The sequence below is a fragment of the Clostridium sp. Cult2 genome (assembly GCF_021655075.1).
Taxonomy (GTDB): domain Bacteria; phylum Bacillota; class Clostridia; order Tissierellales; family Tepidimicrobiaceae; genus Schnuerera.
In genome coordinates this window covers 21,511-45,582 of sequence record NZ_PPXX01000061.1, presented here as the reverse complement: position 1 = coordinate 45,582, position 24,072 = coordinate 21,511, and the positions used below count along the sequence as shown (strand labels likewise).

At 30.0% G+C, this 24,072-nt stretch carries 27 protein-coding genes and 1 riboswitch; of the genes, 25 read left to right on the top strand and 2 right to left on the bottom strand.

Annotated elements, in window-relative coordinates:
- Positions 1-27: 27 nt before the first annotated feature.
- The 17 genes from C3E90_RS07160 (at position 28) to sigK (ending at position 14,441) form a co-directional block, all read left to right on the top strand.
- Positions 28-294, top strand: coding sequence for an IreB family regulatory phosphoprotein (locus C3E90_RS07160; RefSeq protein ID WP_236914981.1), 267 nt, complete (start codon positions 28-30; stop codon positions 292-294).
- A gap of 13 nt (positions 295-307) precedes the next feature.
- Positions 308-2,458 (top strand): hypothetical protein, encoded by a 2,151-nt coding sequence (locus tag C3E90_RS07155; RefSeq protein WP_236914980.1) that lies wholly within the window; start codon positions 308-310, stop codon positions 2,456-2,458.
- Positions 2,459-2,472: 14 nt separating this feature from the next.
- Positions 2,473-3,420, top strand: coding sequence for an aldo/keto reductase (locus C3E90_RS07150; RefSeq protein WP_236914979.1), 948 nt, complete (start codon positions 2,473-2,475; stop codon positions 3,418-3,420).
- 11 nt (positions 3,421-3,431) lie between these two features.
- On the top strand, positions 3,432-3,842 hold the full coding sequence (ruvX, locus tag C3E90_RS07145; RefSeq protein ID WP_236914978.1) for a Holliday junction resolvase RuvX: 411 nt from the start codon (positions 3,432-3,434) through the stop codon (positions 3,840-3,842).
- A gap of 12 nt (positions 3,843-3,854) precedes the next feature.
- Complete coding sequence (locus C3E90_RS07140) at positions 3,855-4,106, top strand: DUF1292 domain-containing protein (protein WP_236914977.1); 252 nt, start codon at positions 3,855-3,857, stop codon at positions 4,104-4,106.
- Positions 4,107-4,173: 67 nt separating this feature from the next.
- A complete protein-coding gene (locus tag C3E90_RS07135; protein WP_236914976.1) occupies positions 4,174-4,608 on the top strand; it encodes a Fur family transcriptional regulator in 435 nt (144 codons plus the stop codon).
- 102 nt (positions 4,609-4,710) lie between these two features.
- On the top strand, positions 4,711-6,375 hold the full coding sequence (locus C3E90_RS07130) for a ribonuclease J (protein WP_236914975.1): 1,665 nt from the start codon (positions 4,711-4,713) through the stop codon (positions 6,373-6,375).
- 115 nt (positions 6,376-6,490) lie between these two features.
- Positions 6,491-6,796 (top strand): LysO family transporter, encoded by a 306-nt coding sequence (locus C3E90_RS07125; protein WP_236914974.1) that lies wholly within the window; start codon positions 6,491-6,493, stop codon positions 6,794-6,796.
- Complete coding sequence (locus C3E90_RS07120) at positions 6,786-7,379, top strand: lysine exporter LysO family protein (RefSeq protein WP_236914973.1); 594 nt, start codon at positions 6,786-6,788, stop codon at positions 7,377-7,379. Before C3E90_RS07125 ends, C3E90_RS07120 begins: the two co-directional genes overlap by 11 nt.
- Positions 7,380-7,390: 11 nt before the next feature.
- Positions 7,391-7,723 (top strand): YlbF family regulator, encoded by a 333-nt coding sequence (locus tag C3E90_RS07115; protein WP_236914972.1) that lies wholly within the window; start codon positions 7,391-7,393, stop codon positions 7,721-7,723.
- Positions 7,724-7,748: 25 nt separating this feature from the next.
- Positions 7,749-8,234: a QueT transporter family protein gene (locus C3E90_RS07110; protein WP_236914971.1), complete on the top strand. Its 486-nt coding sequence runs from the start codon at positions 7,749-7,751 to the stop codon at positions 8,232-8,234.
- Between the two features lie 91 nt (positions 8,235-8,325).
- The gene (gene mltG / locus C3E90_RS07105) at positions 8,326-9,384 is read left to right on the top strand and encodes an endolytic transglycosylase MltG (protein ID WP_236914970.1); all 1,059 of its coding nucleotides are present in this window, start codon (positions 8,326-8,328) and stop codon (positions 9,382-9,384) included.
- A gap of 68 nt (positions 9,385-9,452) precedes the next feature.
- Entirely contained in the window at positions 9,453-10,100 is a 648-nt protein-coding gene (locus C3E90_RS07100) for an O-methyltransferase (RefSeq protein ID WP_236914969.1), read from the top strand.
- Between the two features lie 5 nt (positions 10,101-10,105).
- Positions 10,106-11,335 (top strand): peptidase U32 family protein, encoded by a 1,230-nt coding sequence (locus tag C3E90_RS07095; protein ID WP_236914968.1) that lies wholly within the window; start codon positions 10,106-10,108, stop codon positions 11,333-11,335.
- A 4-nt stretch (positions 11,336-11,339) separates the two neighbouring features.
- A complete protein-coding gene (gene udk, locus C3E90_RS07090; protein WP_236914967.1) occupies positions 11,340-11,960 on the top strand; it encodes a uridine kinase in 621 nt (206 codons plus the stop codon).
- Between the two features lie 60 nt (positions 11,961-12,020).
- Complete coding sequence (locus tag C3E90_RS07085; RefSeq protein ID WP_236914966.1) at positions 12,021-13,679, top strand: peptidoglycan D,D-transpeptidase FtsI family protein; 1,659 nt, start codon at positions 12,021-12,023, stop codon at positions 13,677-13,679.
- A 63-nt stretch (positions 13,680-13,742) separates the two neighbouring features.
- On the top strand, positions 13,743-14,441 hold the full coding sequence (gene sigK / locus C3E90_RS07080; RefSeq protein ID WP_236914965.1) for an RNA polymerase sporulation sigma factor SigK: 699 nt from the start codon (positions 13,743-13,745) through the stop codon (positions 14,439-14,441).
- Positions 14,442-14,469: 28 nt separating this feature from the next.
- Here the strand turns inward: sigK and C3E90_RS07075 are convergent, their stop codons facing one another.
- Positions 14,470-15,207 carry a polysaccharide deacetylase family protein gene (locus tag C3E90_RS07075; RefSeq protein ID WP_236914964.1) on the bottom strand — a complete coding sequence of 246 codons (738 nt, stop codon included), beginning with the start codon at positions 15,205-15,207 and terminating at the stop codon, positions 14,470-14,472.
- A gap of 59 nt (positions 15,208-15,266) precedes the next feature.
- Positions 15,267-15,854, bottom strand: coding sequence for a YhcN/YlaJ family sporulation lipoprotein (locus C3E90_RS07070; protein WP_236914963.1), 588 nt, complete (start codon positions 15,852-15,854; stop codon positions 15,267-15,269).
- Between the two features lie 178 nt (positions 15,855-16,032).
- Here C3E90_RS07070 and aroE point away from each other — a divergent pair, with 178 nt between their 5' ends.
- The 8 genes from aroE to C3E90_RS13600 all read left to right on the top strand — a co-directional run bounded on the left by aroE (position 16,033) and on the right by C3E90_RS13600 (position 24,022).
- Positions 16,033-16,899, top strand: coding sequence for a shikimate dehydrogenase (gene aroE, locus C3E90_RS07065; protein ID WP_236914962.1), 867 nt, complete (start codon positions 16,033-16,035; stop codon positions 16,897-16,899).
- A 35-nt stretch (positions 16,900-16,934) separates the two neighbouring features.
- Positions 16,935-18,617, top strand: coding sequence for a GspE/PulE family protein (locus tag C3E90_RS07060; protein ID WP_236914961.1), 1,683 nt, complete (start codon positions 16,935-16,937; stop codon positions 18,615-18,617).
- A 7-nt stretch (positions 18,618-18,624) separates the two neighbouring features.
- Positions 18,625-19,680, top strand: a complete 1,056-nt coding sequence (locus tag C3E90_RS07055) for a type IV pilus twitching motility protein PilT (RefSeq protein WP_336513018.1) — start codon at positions 18,625-18,627, stop codon at positions 19,678-19,680.
- A gap of 12 nt (positions 19,681-19,692) precedes the next feature.
- The gene (locus tag C3E90_RS07050; protein WP_236914959.1) at positions 19,693-20,901 is read left to right on the top strand and encodes a type II secretion system F family protein; all 1,209 of its coding nucleotides are present in this window, start codon (positions 19,693-19,695) and stop codon (positions 20,899-20,901) included.
- Between the two features lie 105 nt (positions 20,902-21,006).
- Positions 21,007-21,096, top strand: a riboswitch (cyclic di-GMP riboswitch).
- A gap of 66 nt (positions 21,097-21,162) precedes the next feature.
- A complete protein-coding gene (locus C3E90_RS13270; protein ID WP_272879085.1) occupies positions 21,163-21,600 on the top strand; it encodes a type II secretion system protein in 438 nt (145 codons plus the stop codon).
- An 85-nt stretch (positions 21,601-21,685) separates the two neighbouring features.
- A complete protein-coding gene (locus tag C3E90_RS07040; protein ID WP_236914958.1) occupies positions 21,686-22,450 on the top strand; it encodes a prepilin peptidase in 765 nt (254 codons plus the stop codon).
- Positions 22,451-22,454: 4 nt separating this feature from the next.
- Positions 22,455-23,876: a hypothetical protein gene (locus tag C3E90_RS07035; protein ID WP_236914957.1), complete on the top strand. Its 1,422-nt coding sequence runs from the start codon at positions 22,455-22,457 to the stop codon at positions 23,874-23,876.
- Positions 23,877-23,884: 8 nt separating this feature from the next.
- Entirely contained in the window at positions 23,885-24,022 is a 138-nt protein-coding gene (locus C3E90_RS13600) for a type IV pilus modification PilV family protein (protein ID WP_442870569.1), read from the top strand.
- The last annotated feature ends 50 nt before the right edge of the window (positions 24,023-24,072 follow it).

Sequence of the window (24,072 nt, the reverse complement as noted above, 5' to 3'; positions counted from 1 at the left end):
GATATAAATATTATAGGGGGTGTTATAATGAATAATAACTTAAACGAGACTATGAAATTTGAAGCACCTAAGGAAAATGTGAATGAAGCAAGAAAAATCATTTTAACCGTCTATAATGCTTTAAAAGAGAAAGGTTATGACCCTATAAATCAAATTATTGGTTACATCCTATCAGGAGACCCGACTTATATAACAAGTCACAAGAATGCAAGAAGTCTAGTACGAAAAATAGAAAGAGATGAAATATTAGAAGAAATACTGGATAGTTATTTAGAAAAGGAAAAAGAGGTTTAGGAGAGAATCTTAAGTGTGTAGAACTAGGAGATTTACTACAATATTAATAATTTTTATATTACTATTTTCTATTACAGAATTTAGTTATGGTGATAACAATTTTAATATAGAAAACAATGTATTTATAATTGTTGTGAACAAACTAACACTTTCAGATATTGAAAAAATGCCAAATTTCAAGAATTTAATAGAAGATGGCAGTTTTGGATTGATGAATGTTCGTGGTATTAGCAGTTATAGGAGTGCAGAAAGTTTTATCACTATAAATGCCTCTAATAAGGCTTTTGCAAATAATGAAAGTAGCCTATTCCATAATTTAAATCAGGAATATAAAAAAATTTATGAAAATAGAGTAGGTCATATAAATAACGAGTACCAAGTAGCTAATATTCATATAGGCAGATTATATAATCAAAATAAAAACAATAAGTATTCACCATTTCTAGGAGCATTAGGGGATAGATTGCATAATAATGGCCTTAAAACAGCAATCTTTGGCAATAGTGATACAGATGAAGAATTGATAAGGACTTCTGCTTTAATACCTATGGACTCAAAGGGATTAATTGATTTTGGTAATTTAGATGATGTTCTTATAGAGGATGAATATTATCCTTATGGCTTTAGAACAGATTATGACAAAATATTAGATAAAATAATTACCATTAAATCTAGGGCTTCTCTAATAGTTGTAGATACAGGAGATTTGAATAGGCTTAATAGCTATAGCTCTTTTATGTCAGATGATGAATTCTATAAAAAGAGAGATATGATTTTAGAAGGTACAGATATTTTTATTGGTAAATTACTAGATATTATAGAAAAAGAGAAATCTTTACTTATAGTATTAAGTCCTAATAGTGGAGAGGAAAGAATTGATGATAGTAGATTGTCACCTATATTATTGTGGGGGAAAGATATAAATAGGGGTATAACTATTTCTTCAACTACTAATAGACCAGGGATAATTTCTAACTTGGATATATCACCTACGATTGTTAATTTTTTGAATCTAAAAATAAAAAACATGTCAGGGAATATTGTTAACTATATAGAAAAGGATAATACGTTTAATTATATAGAATCAATTAACGGACGTATTAATCTTATGTCGAAAGTAAGATCAAAAACTATGTTAATCTATGGAACTATTTCTATTTTAATAATGTTAATAATATTGGCTTTATTTTTATTTAAAATTAAACTGAACAATCCACTTGGCGAATGGCTTAAGGTAATTTTATTGTTACTATATGGAGTACCTATAATATTTATGATAAGTTCCTTATTTAAAATAGATAATCTGGTAAAATATGTTATTGGTTTAATGCTTTTATTAAGTTTATTTGCTTATGCTTTTAAAAAATCTAGCAGTGGCAGATCAATATATATAATTACCTATACTTATTTTGTTATTATTATTTTAGATATATTATTGAATGGTCTCTTTACCAAATATTCTGTTTTTAGTCACGATCCTATTATTGGGGCTAGATATTTTGGGATAGGAAATGAAATGGTTGGATTGTTTTTAGCTATAGCATCATTAACTGCAGGATTATTATATGAGAGATATAACAAAAAGATTGTATCCATCCTAATTTTATTTATATCTATAGTTCTAGTTGGTCATCCTAGATTAGGGGCTAATGTAGGTGGTACAATTGCTTTAATATCTGCTAGTGTATATTTCATTCTGGAATTATTTAATAAACAGTTAAATTTAAAAAATATATTGTTGATTATAGTTGTGGCTAGTCTAACAATTACCATTTTGGGATATATAGATATTAATTTAAACCCAACCCCAACTCATCTAGGAAGAACATTATTATCCATTAATGAAAAGGGGTTAGGGATAGTAAAAAACATAATAGATAGAAAATTATTGATGAATATTAGATTAGTCGGTATATCAGTTTGGACAAAAGTAATTATTACAAATGTATTTATACAAGTAATAGTTTCATATTTATATGAAAATAGGGTTAATAGGCTTATGAATAGTGGATTAGGTAAGGGTTATCTATCATGTATAGTAGGGAGTATAGTAGGTTTTCTAGTAAATGATTCTGGATTAATACTATCAGCTATATCAATTAATTTGATTACAATATTTATACTCTTCATTATAATAAATGATGAAGAAGAGATAATGGAATAGGAAGTGGATTTAAATTGAATAGACTAAAATTAGGTAATACTGATATAGAAGTGTCTAGACTATGTTTCGGATCATTGACTATGACCCCTTTTCAGGCAAACTTAACTATTGAGGAAGGAGCTAATCTCATTCAATATGCTTATTATAATGGTATAAATTTTATCGATACTGCTGAGATTTATCAAAATTATAAATATATAAAAGAGGCACTTAAAAATATCAACAGACATGATTACGTAATTGCAACTAAATGTTATGCATATACAAAAGAGATGGCAAAGCAGAGTATTGAATTAGCCTTAAAGGAATTAGAGACTGATTATATAGATATTTTTATGCTCCATGAACAAGAGAGTATCCATACTTTGAGAGGTCATCAAGAGGCTATAGAATATTTTTTAGAAGCAAAGAAAATGGGTAAAATAAGGGCAATAGGCATTTCCACTCATAGGGTGGAAGGAGTTTTAGGGGCAACAATGTTTGATGAAATTGATATAATTCATCCTATTGTTAATATAGCAGGAATAGGAATACAGGATGGCAATATAGAAGATATGCTATTAATTATAGAAAAAGCATATAATAAGGGTAAAGGTATATACGGTATGAAGCCTTTAGGTGGTGGTCATTTAATTCCCCAAACTCAAGAAGCTTTTAACTTTGTTAAAAACATACCTTATATTCACTCTATTGCAATCGGTATGCAATCAAAAGAAGAAATAGATTGTAATATCAGTTTAATGGAAACAGGACTGGTACCTAACAATTTAAGAGATAAATTAATAGACAAAAAGAGGAGATTAATAGTAGCAGATTATTGTCAAGGTTGTGGAAACTGTGTTAATATATGTAAACATCATGGAATAGAAATCATTGATGGCAGGGCAGTACCTAATGACAATTGTATACTTTGTAGTTATTGTGCAAGAAGCTGTCCTGAATTTTGTATAAAGATAATTTAAAGGTGGATAATATGGAAAGGATAATGGGATTAGATGTAGGAGATAAGACTATTGGTGTGGCAATAAGCGATCCCTTATTGTTTACTGCCCAAGGACTTAAAACCATAGAGAGAGAAAGTAATAAAAAAGATATTAAAGGAATAGAAGATATAATAGAAGAATTTAATATTACTAAAATAGTTGTAGGCCTTCCAAAGAACATGAATAATACTATAGGGCCCCAAGGTAAAAAGGTATTGGATTTTGTTGATAAACTAAAGAGAAAAATATCAATAGAAATTATTTTACAGGATGAACGACTAACTACTGTTTCTGCTGAGAGGATATTAATAGAGGGAGATGTAAGTAGAAAAAATCGTAAAAAGGTAATTGATAAAGTTGCAGCTACTTATATTTTGCAAAATTATTTAGATAGAAAATAAGAGGGTGAAGAAATGAATGAAAAAATAGTTTTATTAGATGAAATGGGGAATAAAGTAGAATTTCAAGTATTAGCTACATTTGGATTAGATGATTTTGAATATGCTGCTTTGTTACCGGTAGATGATATGGAGTCTCTAACCTATTTATTGAGAATTGAATATGATGATGAAGGAGAGCTTGTTTTAGTAGGTATAGACGATGATGAGGAATTGAATGACGTTGTTGAAGCTTATGAAGAGATAAAGAAAGAAAAATTACAATAAATTCTATACTTGACAAGTAGAACCTATACTAGTATTCTATAATATAGGATTATAAGCGGGTGAAAAAATGGATATCAATATGGAAGAAATGAAAGAAAGATTTAAAGAAGAAGGTTATAAGCTAACTACTCAGAGACGAGCTATTTTAGGTGCTATAATTGAGAATCATGAAAAGCATTTAAATCCAGAAGAGGTTTATGACATTGTAAAGGTTAATTATCCGGAGATTGGAATTGCTACAGTATATAGAACTTTGCAATTGTTAGAAAAATTAAATATTATTTACAGGGTGAATTTTGATGATGGATACAATAGATATGAGTTAAACTATGATTCGGGTAGCCATCACCATCACCACTTAATATGTCTAAAATGCGGAAAGGTAATGGAAGTTAAACTAGATTTATTGGAAAACTTAGAAAATGAAATTGAAATGGAAAACGGTTTTAAAATTGTAGACCATAATGTAAAGTTTTTTGGGTACTGTGCAGACTGCCAATAATGAATCCCATTTTGGGATTCATTTTTTTAGGAAGATTTTACAGTAATCCTATTGTTTATATGCTACAAGAATTGGAGAAATTAATATAAAGGAGATGATAAAGTGGCGAAAAAAACAAATAAATTAAAAATAATACCACTAGGTGGATTGGGAGAAGTCGGTAAAAATATTACCGTTTTTGAATATAAAGATGATATTGTTGTCATAGATTGTGGTTTAACCTTTCCAGAGGATGAAATGCTAGGAATTGATGTGGTGATTCCAGATATAAGTTACCTTTTAAAGAATAAGGACAAAATAAGAGGGATTATTCTAACCCATGGCCATGAAGACCATATTGGAGGACTACCTTACGCCCTTGCAAAAATAAACTTACCTGTTTATGGAACTAAATTAACTTTAGGATTAGTTGAAAACAAATTAAAGGAGCATAGGTTAGATGATGTTAATTTAATTGAAATAAAAGCAAATGATAAGATTAAACTAGGTTGTTTTACAATTGAATTTATTAAAACTAGTCATAGTATACCTGATAGTATAGCTTTAGCTATAAATACTCCTATAGGTACTGTGGTTCATACAGGTGATTTTAAAATTGATTTTACACCAATAAATGATAATTTAATTGATTTACACAAATTTGCAGAAATAGGGAGTAAGGGAGTATTAGCTCTGTTAGCTGATAGCACTAATGTTGAAAGGCCTGGTTATACCATGTCTGAAAAAACTGTTGGAGACACTTTCAATGATATTTTTCTAAAGGCGCCTGAAAGAATTATAGTTGCAACTTTTGCTTCAAATGTTCATAGGGTACAGCAAGTGATTGATGCAGCAGAACTGTACAATAGAAAAGTAATAGTTTCAGGTAGAAGTATGATAAATACAATAAATGTAGCTTATGATCTAGGTTATTTAAGGGTAAAAGAAGGAACTTTGATCGATATCAATGATATGCATAAATATCCAAGTAATGAAATTGTAATCCTAACTACTGGAAGTCAAGGAGAACCAATGTCAGCCCTATCTAGAATGGCTTTTTCTGAACATAGAAAGATTGAATTGGTGCCAGAAGATTTAGTAGTTATTTCTGCTTCCCCTATTCCAGGAAATGAGAAAACTGTTTTTAGAGTAATCAATAAATTGATGGAGATTGGTGCAAAGGTTATTTATGAAACTTTAGCTGATGTTCACGTATCAGGTCATGCTTGTCAAGAAGAGTTGAAATTAATTCATACTCTACTAAAACCAAAATTTTTTATACCAGTTCACGGTGAGTATAGACATTTAAAAAGACATGCAGAACTAGCTATGGAATTGGGAATGCCAAAAGAAAATATTTTTGTTGCTAGTAACGGTTCAGTTATTGAGTTTACTAAAAATTCAGGTGCTATAAATCAATACGTCCAATCTGGTAATATTCTAGTAGATGGTTTAGGTATAGGAGATGTAGGAAATATCGTATTAAGAGATAGAAAACATCTATCTGAGGATGGATTAATTGTTGTGGTAGTGACTATGAGTAAACAGGAAGGAAAAGTAATTGTTGGTCCAGATATAATATCTAGAGGATTTGTTTATGTAAGGGAATCAGAAGATTTAATGGAAGAAGCAAGAGAAGTAGTTAGAGATGTATTATCTGAATGTGAAAAAAGAAATATAACCGATTGGGCAACTTTAAAGTCTAGTATTAGAGATGCTTTAAGAGGATTCTTATACGAAAAGATAAAGAGAAACCCAATGATATTACCTATTATTATGGAAGTATAATTAAATTTAATCCTAGTATGTTCTTCATGAATATACTAGGATTTTTTAGGGGAATCTACTTGTTTATTGTTGAGAAAAGATGGTATAATATTGAATTAAATAGTGGAGGTGGGAAATGGGAATTCGTCTATTAATATATTTAATCATATTACTAGCAGGAGCTGTCTTAGGCTATAAGGATAAAATAGTGGTAGGTTTAAGTAATAAGCTTAATCTAATACAAAATATAAGTCTATTTTTCCTTCTGTTCATAATGGGAATTAGAATAGGTTTAGATGAAAAAGTGATAAGTTCTTTCTTTACCATAGGATTTAAAGCTGGAATAATTGCAATTATTACAATAGTTCTTACTGTTGTGGTGATTAGAATTCTCAGTAGGTTTATTATTAAAAAGGAAGGAGAAAATAGATTTGAGCCTTAAAATATTATTATCCGTTTTAATGGGAATGGGCACAGGATATTATCTTTTGCCATCAAATTTTTTACAGTATACAGATATTATTATAGATATTGGTTTATGTATACTATTATTTTTTGTTGGAATTGATATTGGAAAGCAAAAAGATGTATTTTCCAATATTAAAACTATGGGGTTCAAAATATTATTAGTTCCTTTTGGTATAATATTAGGTGGTATACTAGGAGGAGCTTTGAGTGGCATTATACTTAATATGCCTTTAAAAGAAGCAGCAGCAGTTGGGTCTGGATTAGGATGGTATACATTATCTTCTATGATGCTTACTAATTATTCTACAGAATTAAGTACATTAGCTTTTTTATCAAATGTAATTAGGGAAGTAATTGCATTGATTTTAGTACCCTTTGTAGCTAAATACATAGGATATTTAGAAAGTGTATCAATATGTGGTGCAACGGCTATGGATACAGCTTTACCTGTTATTTCTAAGGCTACCGATTCTCAAACTACTATTATTGCATTTATATCTGGAATAATATCGACTATATCAGTTCCTGTGTTGTTGCCAATAATATTAAAATTATAGGAGGGAATAAAATGAACAATGTATATGATCTAGCCCATAAATTAGCTAGGGCAATAAGGTCATCAGAAGAATATAAAAATTATGTAGAAAAGAAAAATATTGTTTATGCTGATGATAAAAATAAAAGGATGGTAGAAGATTTTAAGAAGAAAGCTCTTCAAATACAAGTAGAGCAAATGTCTGGTAAGGAAGTAAAACAAGAGGAAATGGATAAGATAAGCAAACTGGAAGAAGTTTTAATGTTGAATCCAACTATTAATGAATTTTTCAATGCTGAATTAAGATTTTCTCAATTAGTCCAAGATATAAGCAAAATTATTGGAGATGCTATAGATATTGAATAAATAATAAGCTGGGAGGCATATATATATGGATACGAAATACTTGACAAAAGCTAGCTTAATAGCAGGAATATACTTAGTTTTAATATTGATACAGATTCCAATGGGAAATCTAGCTTTTGGCCCTATACAACTTAGAATAGCTGAAGGATTGACATTATTACCACTAGTGGAGACAGCGGCAATACCAGGATTATTTGTTGGTTGTTTGGTGGCAAACTTTTTACTTACACCTTACTCAGCATTTGGTTTAATTGATATACTAGGTGGTAGTCTGGTAACATTAATAGCAGCTTATCTAACCAGTAAGATGTCAAATAGGATTTTAGGTGCTTTGCCACCTATATTATTAAATGGATTTATTGTATCCACATGGGTATCTTATTTTACAAATATACCTTATTGGTATACTGTCTTAGGTATTACTTCTGGTGAAGCTGCTTCTGTAGTTATATTCGGTACATTAATATTATCTGTATATAAAAAGGCGACATCCCATATTGAAAAGCAGTAAATTCTCATTATCATCATATGCTAATTGTTGTAATTAAATCGAAAAAATTGTATAATAAAATAGATAAATATCTATTAAAGGTGGAGATTTTGTGTTAGAAACAGCTAGGAGTAAGAGGAATAATAAGAAAAAGAAGAATAATAGCAAAGGAATATTGTTTATAATATTAATAATATTTTCTATACTCCTAATATTAATATATTATAAAAATGTGTTAATGGCGGTTTCAGCTGAATGGCCTGCAGATGTAAATATCCAAATACCCTCCGGTAGCAGTTCTAGTAAAATAGCTAGTATATTGAAAGAAGAGGGTTTAATTAAAAATGAACTAATATTTAAAATAGCAGTTAAAAAATTTAAAGCTGATGGAAATCTAAAGGCAGGAACTTATACATTAAGTACTGGAATGAATGTTGATGATATAATCCATGAATTATCAAAAGGCGGAAAAAATGAAAATGTTGTTAAATTCACTATACCAGAAGGTTATGAAATACGGCAAATGGCTGATAAATTAAGTGAAGAAGGGTTTGTTGATAAAGAAAAGTTTTTAGAATTGACTTCTGATAAAAAATATTTTCAAGACAAATTTCCTATATTAGAAGAATTGAAAGATGGTCAAAGTTTAGAAGGTTTTTTATATCCATCTACTTATGAAATATATATTGATTCTTCAGAAGAGGATATTATTAGCAAAATGCTTTCTCAATTTATTAAGGTTTATGAGGAAGAAATAAAACCGAATATAGGAGATATGGATTTATCATTTAATGAAATTGTTACCTTAGCATCAATTATAGAAAGGGAAGGAAAACTTGACGAAGAAATGGAACTAATATCTGCTGTATTTCATAATAGGCTAAATCAAAATATGGCGTTGCAATCCTGTGCTACCGTCCAATATGTATTAGGTGAGAGAAAGGAAGTATTGTCAGAAAAAGATACTCAGATAGAGTCCGATTTCAATACCTATATCCATCTAGGTTTGCCTCCAGCGCCAATAGCATCACCAGGTAAGAAATCTTTAATTGCAGCAATAAATCCTGCTGAAGTAGATTATTTATATTTTAGAACTAAAGAAGATGGGACAGGAGCCCATACATTTTCTAGAACCTATGAAGAACATTTAAATGCAAATCCAAATAAATGAGATTTGATTTTTAAATTAATACGTGGCTGTAACCACGTATTAATTTATGCCAAGGAGGTAAATTTATATTGAATCACATTAATGAAGAATATATTGAAGAATATATTAGAAGTCTAATACCAGAACATAAGGGATATTTAAAAGAAATGGAAGAATATGCTGAGGACAACCATATTCCAATTATAGAAAGGGAAGTGGCTCAGTTATTAAAGGTAATATTAAAGATATATAAGCCTAAAAATATATTGGAGATAGGAACTGCCATTGGGTATTCAGCCCTTATTATGGCTAATTCAACAGAGGATAATTGTTGCATAACAACTATCGAAAGAAGAGAAGACATGGTAGAAATAGCAGAAAAAAATATAAATAATACAATATTTAAGGAAAGAATAAAAATAGTAAATGGCGAAGCAGAAACAATACTTCCAACTTTAGAGGAAAAGTACGATTTTATTTTTTTAGATGCTGCAAAGGGACAGTACTTAGATTTTTTCAACAAATGCGTAAATTTACTTGAAAATAGAGGAATAATAGTGTCTGATAATGTTTTGTTTAAAGGTATGGTTGCTTCCGATAAGTTAGTTATTAGACGGAAAAAAACTATTGTTAAAAGATTGAGGGAGTATCTAAATTTTATTAACCATCTTGAAGGTTATGAATCATGTATAATACCCATTGGGGATGGGGTAGCCTTAACATATAGAGAGGAGTGAAACATTTGAAAAAACCAGAATTATTAGCGCCAGCAGGAGATTTAGAAAAATTAAAGATGGCTATAGTCTATGGTGCTGACGCTGTATATTTGGGTGGAGAGCAGTTTGGATTAAGAAAAGCTTCAAAAAACTTTAGTATAGATGAAATAAAAGAAGGAGTGGAGTTTGCCCATAATAGAGGAAGAAAAGTATATGTGACAATGAATATAGTACCACATAATGAGGATTTAGTTGGATTGGAAGATTATGTAGTAGAATTATATCAATCAAAAATTGATGGAGTAATTGTATCTGACCCTGGCATATTTTCAATAATCAAAAGGACTGTTCCAGATTTGCCCATACATTTAAGCACTCAAGCTAGTGTTACTAACTATGAAACCATAATGTTTTGGTATGATTTAGGTATCAGAAGGATTGTACTGGCAAGGGAATTATCTCTCAAAGAAATTGAAGAAATAATAAATAAAATACCTGATGATTTAGAAATAGAAACTTTTGTCCATGGTGCTATGTGCATTTCCTATTCTGGAAGATGTTTATTGAGTAACTATATGGCAGGTAGGGATGCAAATAGGGGAGATTGTGCCCATCCATGTAGATGGAAATATAATTTAGTAGAAGAAAAAAGACCAGGAGAATTTTTCCCAGTATTTGAAGATGAAAAGGGTACTTTTATTTTTAATTCTAAGGATTTATGCATGATTGAGCATATACCTAGTTTGGTAAGAGCTGGTATAAGAAGTTTTAAAATAGAAGGAAGAGTAAAAAGCTCCTATTATGTTGCAACGGTTATACGTTCATATAGGATGGCTATAGATGAATATTTTAAGGGCCCAGAAAATTATATTTTCAATAAGGATTGGATTGACGAAATTAAGAAGGCCAGTCATAGGGATTTTACTACTGGGTTCTATTTTGGAAAGCCTACTGAAGAAGATCAAGTCTATACATCTAGTTCCTATATTAGAGGATATGACTATGTAGGTCTTATATTAGACTACGATTCAGACAGTGGATTGGCAACTATTGAGCAAAGAAATAGGATATTTGTTGGAGATGAAGTTGAAATTTTTGGACCAGGAAAAAAACATTTTATCCAGACTGTAGAAAAGATGTGGGATGAAGAAGGAGAGGAAATTGATGTTGCTCCCCATCCCCAGCAGATAATCAAGATGAAGATTAAAGAACCAGTGGGATCTTGGTATATAATTAGAAAGCATAGGGAGGATTAATCTGATGAATAAACAGTTACTTATTGGAATTACAGGTGGTACTGGTTCTGGCAAAAGTACGGTTTCTAAGGAGATATTAAAATCTATCCATAGGAAGAATGTAGTAATAATAGAACAGGATTCATACTATAAAGATCAAAGCCATTTATCTTTTAATGAAAGGATTAAAACCAATTATGATCATCCCTTTGCGTTTGATAACCAGCTTTTACTAAAACATTTAAAGGATTTAATGAACAATAAATCCATTGAAAAACCCATATATGATTTTGAGCAACATACAAGAAAGAAAGAAACAATAACCGTATATCCTAAAGAAATAATAATATTAGAAGGGATATTGATATTAAATGATGATGATATCAGAAATCTATGCGATATAAAAATATTTGTTGATACAGACTCAGATGTTAGGGTTATCAGGAGGATATTGAGAGATATAAAGGAAAGAGGGAGGACCTTAGATTCGATTATACATCAATATATGAATACCGTTAGACCAGCTCATCTTCAATTTGTTGAACCAACTAAAAAGTATGCAGACATAATAATTCCTGAAGGAGGATATAATAAGGTCGCAATAGATATCATTGTAACAAAGATTAATTCTATACTAAATAAATAATAATTATATTACCCCAATGAAATGGCAATACTATTATTATCATTTAATTGGGGGATTTTTATGAGAAGACTTCAGAAGAATCTTATACATAATAGGATAATTAAATATATTTTAATATGTACTTTTGTTTTTCTTTTACTAATTGGGAGATTATATTGGCTTCAAATAAAAAATCATGATTTACTAAAAATTCAGGCTTTAAAACAGAGAGGGAAAGAGATAGAACTGTATCCAAATAGGGGAATTATTTACGATATAAACTTGATTCCACTGACTAATAATGAAAGAACTATTACATTATTTGTTCTAAAAGATAGTATTAAAAGCAATGAAAGTATTAAGGACTTTATATTGAAAAACAGTAATCTAAAGGAAGAGGAATTGAGAGAAAATTTAATGAAAAATGATAAGATTATTGAAATACCTTTAATTGGTTCAATTAAAAATTCTAATTACAATAAAAATATGTTAGTAGAAGAAAAGACAACAAGATATAGTAGTAAAAAAATCCTTTCTCATGTAATCGGATATATTAACAAATCTGAAAATAAAGGAGAATCAGGTATCGAAAAAGTATATGATGAAATTCTAAAGGAAAGCGATAAAGAAAACTCATTATTCATTGAATTAGATGGGAAGAAGAACGTTTTTCTTGGAAGTAGTTATACAATAAGCAAAAAAAATACTTCTTCAGAACCCAGGGGAGTTAAACTCACAATAGATTATCATATTCAAAAAATTGTTGAAGAAATATTAGACAAGAATAAAGTAAATGGAGCTATAATAGTAGCAGATACTGAAACTGGTGAAATTAGAGCTTTGGCCAGTAGACCAAATTTTGAACAAGAGGATATAGATGAATATTTAAATAGAGATGACATGGCATTATATAATAAGGCAGTACAAGTTGCTTATCCTCCAGGCTCTTTATTTAAAATAGTGGTACTTTTAGCTGCTTTAGAAGAAAATATAGATTATTTAAATCAAACATTTTATTGTAAAGGCTATGAGGAAATAGGCAATGTAATGATGAAATGTAATAATGAAGAAGGACATGGACTTATTAATTTAAAGAATGCCTTTTCAAAATCATGTAATTCCTCTTTTATTCAACTAGGACAACAATTAGGAAGTGTGAGAATCATTGAAATGGCAAAGAAACTAGGCTTAGGGAGTAGAGTAAATATTGGGCTGTTAGAAGAAATAGAAGGTAATCTTCCAAAGGGTGATTATTTGCAAGGTCCAGCCATAGGGAATATATCTATAGGTCAGGGAAGTATTGAGACTACACCTCTTCAAATAACCAACATGATGATGATAGTATCAAATAAAGGTATTAGAAAAGGAATGACTATTGTGGATGGAATAACTAATGGAGATGGTTATATGATTAAGAAATATAATAGAGAAATTCCCGAAAGGGTAATTTCAGAAAGGAGTTGTGAAATATTAAAAGAATATTTAATAGAAGTTATAGAAGGTGGAACTGCAAAAAATATTGAATTAGAAAGTGTTGGAGGTGCAGGTGGGAAAACAGGATCAGCCCAGGCAATATTAAATAGGAAGGAAACTATACATGGATGGTTTTCAGGATTTTATCCTAAAGAAGAGCCAAAATACGTAATAACCGTTTTGGTGGAGGAAGGTGTCTCTGGATCCAGAACAGCAGCGCCTATTTTTGAAAACATCATAAAAGAAATTTGCAAGATAAATAGATAGGGACTAGCACCAGTACAATCCTTCATACATATACTTTAGTATGGGGAGAGTGGAGGTGCTTTTATGATTTTTCAATCAATTTTTTCTTTTGGAGGGGTTATAAGACCCTTTTTAATATTATCTGGATATGTATCAAGTACTAATTCATTTCCAAGACCTCTTAGTATAGAGGAAGAAGCCATTTATTTAAAACAATATGCACAAGGAGATGAAAAAGCACGAAATATTCTTGTAGAAAGAAATCTAAGATTGGTGGCCCATATAGTAAAAAAATATAATAATACAGGAAAGGATATCGATGATTTAATTTCTATAGGTACAATTGGTTTAATTAAAGCAATATCTACATTTGATAAAAACAAAGGCACCAGATTAGCCACTTATGCAGCAAGATGTATAGAAAATGAAATATTAATGACAATAAGAGCTAATAGGAAATCAAAAGGAGAAATATCATTACAAGAGCCTATAGGAATAGATAAAGAAGGCAATGAAATATCCTTGCTAGATATATTAGGAACTGATACAGATGATATATTAGATGAAGTACATCTAAAACTCCAAACTAAAAAATTGTATCAAGCTATAAATAGAGTATTAAAAGATAGAGAAAAGCAAATTGTGGAACTAAGATATGGTTTAATCGATGGAGGTTGTAAGACCCAAAGAGAAATTGCAGCTATGATGGGGATTTCCAGATCTTATGTGTCTAGAATTGAAAAACGTGCTATAGAGAAGTTAAATAAAGCCCTAAATGGTTAAAATCCAGTAATCCACTGGATTTAATATTTTATTCATTAGATTTTGTTTCTAAATCTATCAATTCTGATATTGTTAAAAAATTATAACCTCTATTTTTTAATTCTGGCAAAATCTTTTTTAATGCTTCTATTGTGTTACTTTTGTCATAATAGACATAATCATGAAATAATATTATATCTCCATTTTTTACATTTGAGAGAGTAGTATTGATGATTTTTTCTACTTTTGGATTGCTCCAATCCTTGGAGTCCTGATAGGCTGACCACAATACTATAATAGTATCATTCATTTCCATAACATCTAAGGTATTACTGTTAAAAGAGCCATAGGGTGGTCTAAACAATTTTGGTTCTTTATTAGTCAAATTAGTAACTATATTCTGGGTCCTCTCATATTCATCTAATAGTTTTTCTTTACTAACTTTTTTAGGGTCTACATGAGAGTAAGTATGGTTCCCTATTTCGTGTCCTTCTCTAGACTGCCTTTTGATAATATCTGGATACAATTCAGCAAATTTTCCCAAAACGAAAAAAGTTGCTTTTACATCATATTCTTTTAGTACATCTAAAATTTCATCAGTATATATAGGATGTGGACCATCATCAAATGTTAATGCTATTACTTTTTCTTCTTTAGGACCATGATTAACTATCTTCCCATAATTATTACTTAAGGTGCTAATTAGAGGGTTAAAAGTATATTCAACTAAAATGATTATTAAAATATAAAAAAATAAAATTGATAAAAAGATTTTTTTCTTTTTCATTTTATTCACCCTTGTATTATTTTATTAAAATATGTAAGATAAATCCGGAGATTCCGGATTTATCTTACTGGAGTAATCCTTCTTAATATTTCTTGAAACTCTCTTGCAAATCCAGATATTGGTCTTCCATCCCTAATATCCCTTGCCATATTAGAAATTCTTGTGAATAGGTCAGGATTAGCAGTTATGCTTACATTTGTAATATTGTTATCTACATTTTTAACAGTAGTTTCAATTTTTTGTTTTAAAGCTGTTGTCATTTTTCCTTGTAAATTATTTTTCATGTCAATTCCTACTATTGCAGTGTTGCCACTTAGCAATACTGAACACCTATTTACTTCATTCAAATTCGCAACCCTTCGTGCGATTGCATTTGCTCTAGTTGATAGGTTATTCATTCCTAGATTATTAGGAGTGGTTCTGTTCATATCGGTTATATTATCCATATTTCTTCTATCGATTCCTACTAAATTGTTGTTTCTCCTGTCAATGCCTACCAAATTATTGTTTCTTCTTAAGCCTAAATTATTGTTAGGAGTTCTTTGACCAATTCTAGTCTGAGTTCCAGGTCGATTTACTGTACAACCAATGGTAGTCATGACTAAAGCAAGAACTAAAGCTAAAAATAAAATTTTATTTTTTTTCAAAATTTTCACCTCCTACATCTATTTTTGCTTTTTTAAGTTTTTTTATTTAGGCTAATTTTTAAATTATATGTATAAAGAAGGAACAAAAATATCATAACAGATGTTATCATAATTGATATTATATTAATAAAATTTATATCTGTTATAATATATAGAGTAATAATAAGGAGGAAAAACAATGGATACAACATGGAATAAAGATCTTTACTGCTTAATTGGAAGTCCAGTTTCAAAATCTTTATCTCCAATAATTAACAATAATTATTATAGAATTATTGGAGAAGATAATATTTATTTAATATTTGACATAAAAGAAAAGGATTTGGCAAATATTGTCGATTCATTTAAAATTTTAAATATAAAAGGTTTTAATGTGACTTTACCACACAAAATTAATATTATGAAACATTTAGACGCTATTTCCAGAGAGGCAAAAATTTTAGGTGCTGTAAATACTGTAAAAAATAAAAATGGTAAATTGATAGGATATAATACAGATGGCATAGGATTTATAAAATCTTTAGAATTAGAAAGAATAGATGTAAAAGATAAAATCATACTGATTTTAGGTGCAGGCGGTGCAGCAAATGCCATTTCTACTTCTTTATCTATGAACAGTGCAAAACATATTATTATTGGTAACAGAACCTTATCTAAAGCTGAAAAATTAGCAGCAAGAATTAGTAACCAATTTCCGAATGTAATAGTTGAATTAGATAGTTTAGAGTTGGAACACATATCAAAAGAAAAAATTAATATGGTTATTAACTGTACTTCAGTAGGTATGTATCCAAATGCAGATGAAAGTCCCATTGATATGGATGGATTTTCTAATGATTTAATTGTTTATGATATTATTTATAAACCTACGAAAACAAAGTTAATGGAACTAGCTGAAAAGAAAGGATATTATACTATAAATGGTATTTCTATGCTCATAAATCAAGCTTTATGTAGTCAAGAGATTTGGCTAGAAAGGAAAGACCATAACTTTTTAAACAATTATAGAGAAATAAAAAGGATTTTGCAATCTTATGTTGAATAATATACTGAATAATATTAAAATGAATAGGTGAAAAAATGAAAACTTCAAATTTGAAATTAGGTGAGCTTTTACTTTATTCTGGCAAAATAACTAAAGAGCAATTAGAAAAAGCATTGATAAAACAAAAATCCACTGATAAAAAAATTGGTGAGATTCTTGTTGAAGATGGATATGTTTCCAATAATGATATTATTGAGGTTTTAGAATTTCAACTGGGAATTCCTCATGTGAATTTAGAAAAATTTATTATAAACCCTGAAGTGGTACTTCAAATTCCGGAAAATATTGCAAGAAGATATGATTTAATAGCAATAGATGTAAAAGGAAATTTACTTATAGTAGCTATGGCAGATCCATTAAATATTTTTGCCATAGATGATATGAAGCTCTATACCAGCTATGAGATACAACCGGTTATTTCTGATATAGAAAGTGTTAGAAATAATATAGATAGGTTTTATAGGAAAGAAACTGCAGAAAAGGTTTTAGAAGAATTCATCAAATCTTATGAATACAGAGATGTAGGAGATTTAGATGATGAAGAATTATTAGATGTAAGTACAGCACCAGTAGTTAAATTAATAAATTCTATTGTGGAACAAGCTGTAGAAATGAGAGCTAGCGATATACATATTGAACCCTGGGATGAAGATATTAGAATCAGATTTAGAATAGATGGAGATTTACATGAAATAATGAAATTATCAAAGAATAGCCTTTCTGCATTAATTACAAGGATTAAGATAATTGGCAAAATGGATATTGCAGAAAAGAGAATTCCACAAGATGGTAGAGTTGAAACAAAGATTAATGGCAAAGAAATAGATATGCGTATATCATCAATTCCAACTGTATATGGAGAAAAGATGGTATTAAGATTATTAGACAGAAGTAATTTTATGTTTACAAAATCTCAACTAGGATTCAAAGAGGAAAATTTAATATTATTTGATAAAATATTAAGACAACCTTATGGAATGATATTAGTTACAGGACCAACGGGTAGTGGAAAAACTACAACCTTATATGCGGTTCTTAAAGAGTTAAATAGAGTTGAAAAAAATATTATTACTATAGAAGATCCAGTAGAATATAAACTAGAAGGAATTAACCAAGTTCAAATTAACCCAAAGGCTGGATTAACTTTTGCTAATGGATTAAGGTCTATATTAAGGCAGGATCCAGATGTAATAATGGTAGGGGAGATTCGGGATTCTGAAACTGCAAAAATAGCCATACGAGCAGCTATAACTGGACATTTAGTCTTGTCTACCCTCCATACCAATGATAGTCCTTCTTCTATTGTAAGGTTAATAGATATGGGTATAGAACCTTATTTGGTTTCATCAGCTATAATAGGTGTTGTTTCACAGAGACTAATTAAAGAATTATGTCCTAATTGTAAAACTCCTTATGAAGCCAATTATTCTGAAAAATCATTATTGGGAGTAGATGGTGAAGACTCTATAATCCTTTATAAATCAAAAGGATGTAACAGGTGTAATAATGGCTACATTGGAAGAAGAGCAGTCCATGAAGTTATGGTTGTAGATGAGGAAATGAGAAAACTTGTCAATGAGGAAGCCAGCATTGATAAGTTACGGGCTAGTGCAATAAATTCGGGGATGACAACTTTGTTAAACAATTCTATTGAATTAGCTTTACAAGGAATAACTACATTGGAAGAGAGTTTGAAAGCTGGTTATACTTTAGGTTAGGAGGAGTATAATGGATTTAATCGATTTAGTTAAACATGGGGTAGATTATAAAGCTTCTGATATCCATATTACTGTAGGAATACCACCAGTTTTTAGAATAGATGGATCTTTAGTCTATTTTGGAGAGAATATTTTATATCCTGAAAATACAAAAGCATTAGTTCAACAAGTATTAGATATGAGAGAATTAGAAGAGTTAGAACAAAATGGAGAACTAGATACATCCTATTCAAGTTCTGGTATTGGCCGATTTCGTATAAATGCATACAAACAAAGAGGCAGCTATGGGATGGCTATAAGAATAATACCTTTAAGAATTCCAACTATGGATAAATTAGGATTGCCTAATATAGTTAAGGAGTTAGCTATGCTTCCAAGAGGACTAATTTTAGTAACTGGTCCAACTGGTAGTGGTAAATCTACTACTTTAGCGTCAATGGTTAATTTAATAAATGAAGAGAAGAACTGTCATATACTTACCTTAGAAGACCCTATAGAATATTTACACAAGCACAATAAGAGCATAGTAAACCAAAGAGAAATTGGCTCTGATACCAATAGCTTTTCTAATGCCCTTAGAGCAGCATTACGACAAGATCCAGATGTAATATTAGTTGGAGAGATGAGAGATTTAGATACTATGAGTATAGCTCTTACAGCTGCTGAAACTGGACATTTAGTACTATCTACATTACATACTGTAGGAGCTGCAAAGACCATAGATAGAATAATAGATGTTTTCCCACCTCATCAACAACAGCAAGTTAGAGTTCAGTTTTCTTCAGTAATTCAAGCTATTATTTCACAACAACTATTACCAAAATCCAATGGTAATGGAAGGGTAGCAGCCTTTGAAATAATGGTTGCCACACCAGCAATAAGGAATTTAATAAGGGAAGAAAAGATACATCAAATAGATACCTCTATACAAACAGGAGGCAAACAAGGTATGCAAACTATGGATAGCTCTTTACTTGAACTATATAATAATGGAATAATATCTAAAGATACTATATTAAATCAAGCTATAAACTTGCATATTATACGAAGGTACGTCCTATAAGGTGGTGATTTAATGGCGTTATATAAATATAAAGCGGTTTCTGAATCTGGACAAATACAAGAAGGATACCATGAAGCTCCATCAGAATCAGACGTGCTGGTAATGTTAAAGAACAATAATTACTATCCTATGTCTATTGAAGAAGATAAAGGAACAGATATTAAAAAAGATTTATTTTCAAAAAAGGTTACAAAAAAGGATATAGCTGTATTTTGCAGACAATTCTATACTATGATAAATGCTGGTATAAGCATTATTAACTGCTTAGATATTTTGGAAAAACAAACAGAAAATAAAACCTTGAAAAAAGCCATTTACGTAGTTTCCCAAGATGTGCAAAAAGGTATGACCCTCTCTGAAGGGATGGCTAAGCATAAAAAGGTATTCCCAGATTTACTGATAAATATGGTAGAAGCAGGTGAAGTTAGTGGCAATTTAGATGTACTCATGGAGAGAATGGCTATCCACTTTGAGAAGGAAAATAATATTGAAAACAAAGTAAAAAATGCCTTGGTGTATCCTATAGTACTGAGTATATTGGCTATAGCAGTTGTTGTATTTTTGTTAACGGTAGTTATGCCAACTTTTATAGGAATGTTTGAATCCAGTGGTTCTATACTTCCTGCACCTACAAGGGCTCTTTTAGCTATAAGTAATTGGTTAACGCAATATTGGTATTTGTTTATTGGAATAGTTTCTATACTAATAATAGGAATTATTTCTTTTGGTAAAACAGATGGGGGAAGAATATTTTATGATAATTTGAAGATTAAAATTCCTGGGATAAAGAAGATGAATATAAAAATTATCACTTCAAGGTTTACAAGAACCTTGTCCACTTTACTTTCCAGCGGTATACCTCTTTTGCAAGCCTTAAATGTAGTTAGCAAAGTAGTGGGGAATAAAGTAGTTGCTAATAAATTGGACAAGACTAAGGAAGAAATTAGAAAAGGTATCACTATGTCCATTACCATAAAAGATATAAATCTATTTCCGCCCATGGTAGATTCTATGATAAAAATAGGAGAAGAATCGGGAGCCTTAGATGAAATATTATATAAAACTGCCGACTTCTATGATGAAGAAGTCGAAGCTTCTTTACAGAAGATGACCACATTATTAGAACCTATTTTAATAGTATTTATGGCTATAATCATAGGTTTTATCGTAATAGCTATGGCAATGCCTATGTTTGATATGGTAAATACCATAGAAATATAGTGTTAATTAAGTCAAATTTATATATATAATATTCTTAGTAAATCTTAACTAAAATATCTTAAAATACAACAAATATCTAATAAAACTGATATAATATATACAATAAAATATCCAAAGCAAACCCATCGAAAGATGGCGACGCAAAGCCAGAGTCTAAAATCACTATTTAGTAATCATGACAGTTCAGCTGCATAAATTATTTCAACTTTACCTTTATGCAGCCTTTTTTAATATTTAACTTTTATATAAGGGGGAGATAAGATGTTTCAATGGATTTTAAAAAGGATTAAAAAGAACAACAAAGGATTTACACTGGTAGAGTTAGTAGTAGTAATAGCTATACTAGGAATACTAGCTGGAATAGCCGTGCCAAGACTAGGAGCTTCCAGAAAAAGAGCAGCAATAACAGCCCATAATGCTAATGTGAGAACTTTAATAAGTGCAGCAAATATGTACATAGCTGATAACGATGTGCCTAGTGATAATAATGTAGTATGGACTGGAGAAGAAGGTGAAGGAAAAGATGAAACTTGGAAAGGTTATCTTCAAGACTGGCCTGAGGTACCAAAAGGATTAGAAGACAACGATGGAACAGCCATAACAGGACCATATCAAGTAACTATTTATACAAATGGTGATATTACGGTAGAACCTGTTACGATACCAACAAGCGATAATTCAGAACAAGACCCAAGCTAACTGGGACACCAGGGATGGGACACCAGGGACGGTTCTCACTGTCCCAAAACATTAAACCAATACTAGCAACTAAAGGAGGCTACCAATGGTAATACTAATATTCTTACTAGGCATAATCATAGGTTCTTTTCTAAACGTATGCATATATAGAATACCAAAGGGAGAAAGCATAGTTTTTCCTAGTTCCCATTGTCCAGGTTGTAGCACTCCATTAAAATGGTATGATTTAGTACCAGTACTTAGTTTTTTATTCCAAGGTGGAAAATGCAGATACTGTGGGGAGAATATCTCCCCTAGGTATCCTATTGTTGAATTACTAGATGGAATTATTTTTATTACACTTTATTTTATACTTGGATTTAATTTAGATTTCATATTCTATGCTTTTTTATTTAGCCTATTAATAATAATTACCTTTATTGATTTAGACTATCAAATAATACCCAATATATTAGTTATATTAATTTTGTTAGGTAGTATTATTTATAAATTATTAAATCTTTTACTTTATGGTATTCCTCTTAACCTTTTCAATGGCCTAATGGGTTTAACTATAAGTGGACTAATATTTTTAATTATACTTATTGTATCCAAAGGTGGTATGGGTGGAGGAGATGTTAAACTTATAGGGGTTTTAGGTTTTATATTAGGAGTTCCTAAAATTTTTCTAAATATCTTTTTATCTTTTTTAATTGGAGGAATAATATCCATATTTTTATTGGGATTTAAAATTAAGGGAAGAAAGGACCCTATTCCCTTTGGACCCTTTATTACATTAGCCTTTACAATTACTTTGTTTTGGGGAAATAGAATTATAGATTGGTATATAGCTAGTTTCTTACTGAGGTGAGTTTATGAATAATCAAAAGGGGAGTATATTAATATCCTTATTGCTTTTTATTGTTGTACTATCCATACTATCTGTTGGCATTTATAGATTAAGCTATTCTGCTGGCAGACAAGCCCGATTTTTAAGAGATAATAGCCAAGCCTATTATTTAGCTAAAGCAGGAGCTGATTTAACTATAAGTAATATTGAACAGATAATAAAGGATATGGAAGATAACAGTGATAAGAATTTTGAAATAGAGTTTCCAAATGAGGGAAAAGCGGTAATAACCTTAGAATGGGAGAATAATAATAGGATGATTATAATAAACTCCACGGGAGTGGTTAATGAAGGCAAAGGTTTTGAAAGTAGGAGTAGTATTCAAGCAAGGTTAAATTTTGACTTTAGTTCTGTAGGTACAGTGATACTAGGAGTTGATAATGGCGGAGTTATTTATAATATTGATAAAAATTTTGAAAATTTTAATCCTATTTATGGGGATAGAAATAATGAAGAAAAAATCCCTATACCTAATGCATTTGCTTGGAACGGTACAGATAAGTTATTATTGGTAGGATCTATAGATAAGAATGAACATGTTCAATCTTTAATATCCAGCGATGGCATAAATTGGGAAATCCTTAGTGGTATTTCTGATACTAAAGGGAAGGGATTAAGTTATGTTGTTTGGTCTGAAGAAGAAAATAGGTTTTATGCAACTAACATAAAAGAAGGAAATGGCAGCGGAAGTGGTCATTTATTTTATTTAAGTAAAAATGGTTATGAGTGGGATAATAATTGGAATGATTTTGAACCATCAAATAATTCCTTCGATATAGCAAAATTAGCTCAAGGCAATAGTATCTTAGTTGGCATATCCAATAAAAAGCAAGGACAAATAACATATTTTATAAAAGATGCTGAACACAATAATAATCATTGGGAAGAGAAAACAATAGATGAAAACTATGAATTTAATGGAATAATTTTTGGTAGAAAAAACAAACAAGATAAAGGACACTTCATTATTGTAGGAGAAAATAGAAACAATCCATTAATATTATCTTCAAAGGACAGCATAAATTGGAAAATCTTTATTGACGAGTCTATCAATGGAAAATTAAAGGATATAATATGGACAGGAGACAAGTTTGTTGCTGTTGGAGAGAATATAATATATGTTTCAGAAGACGATGCAGATAATGGCATTAAGTGGAATAAAATTAATTATAATATAGAGGGTAATAGCTTCAACATGGTCTCCTCTTATAAAAACTATATTATTGCTTATAGTGATGAAGGAGTATTATTTTCAAAAGATGGTGGAAGTAGTTGGATTCCAAAGGAAGTTAATGATAACTTTCCTGAACTAAGAGATATCATAGTAATAAATAAAAACAATAATAAACCTGATTTCAGTAATCCTATCATCCATTGGTCAAAATAATCAAGAAGGTGGTCACTATTAATAGTAAAGGATTAACTTTATTAGAAGTATTAATAACCTTAGCAATATTGGGGATTATAGTAGTTTCTTTTTTTTCTCTTTTTACACGGACTAATTTAAATATCAATTATTCTGGAAAAAGATAAAAGCTGTAATAGAAGCAAAAAGTATTTTAGATGAAATACACTCAGAAGTT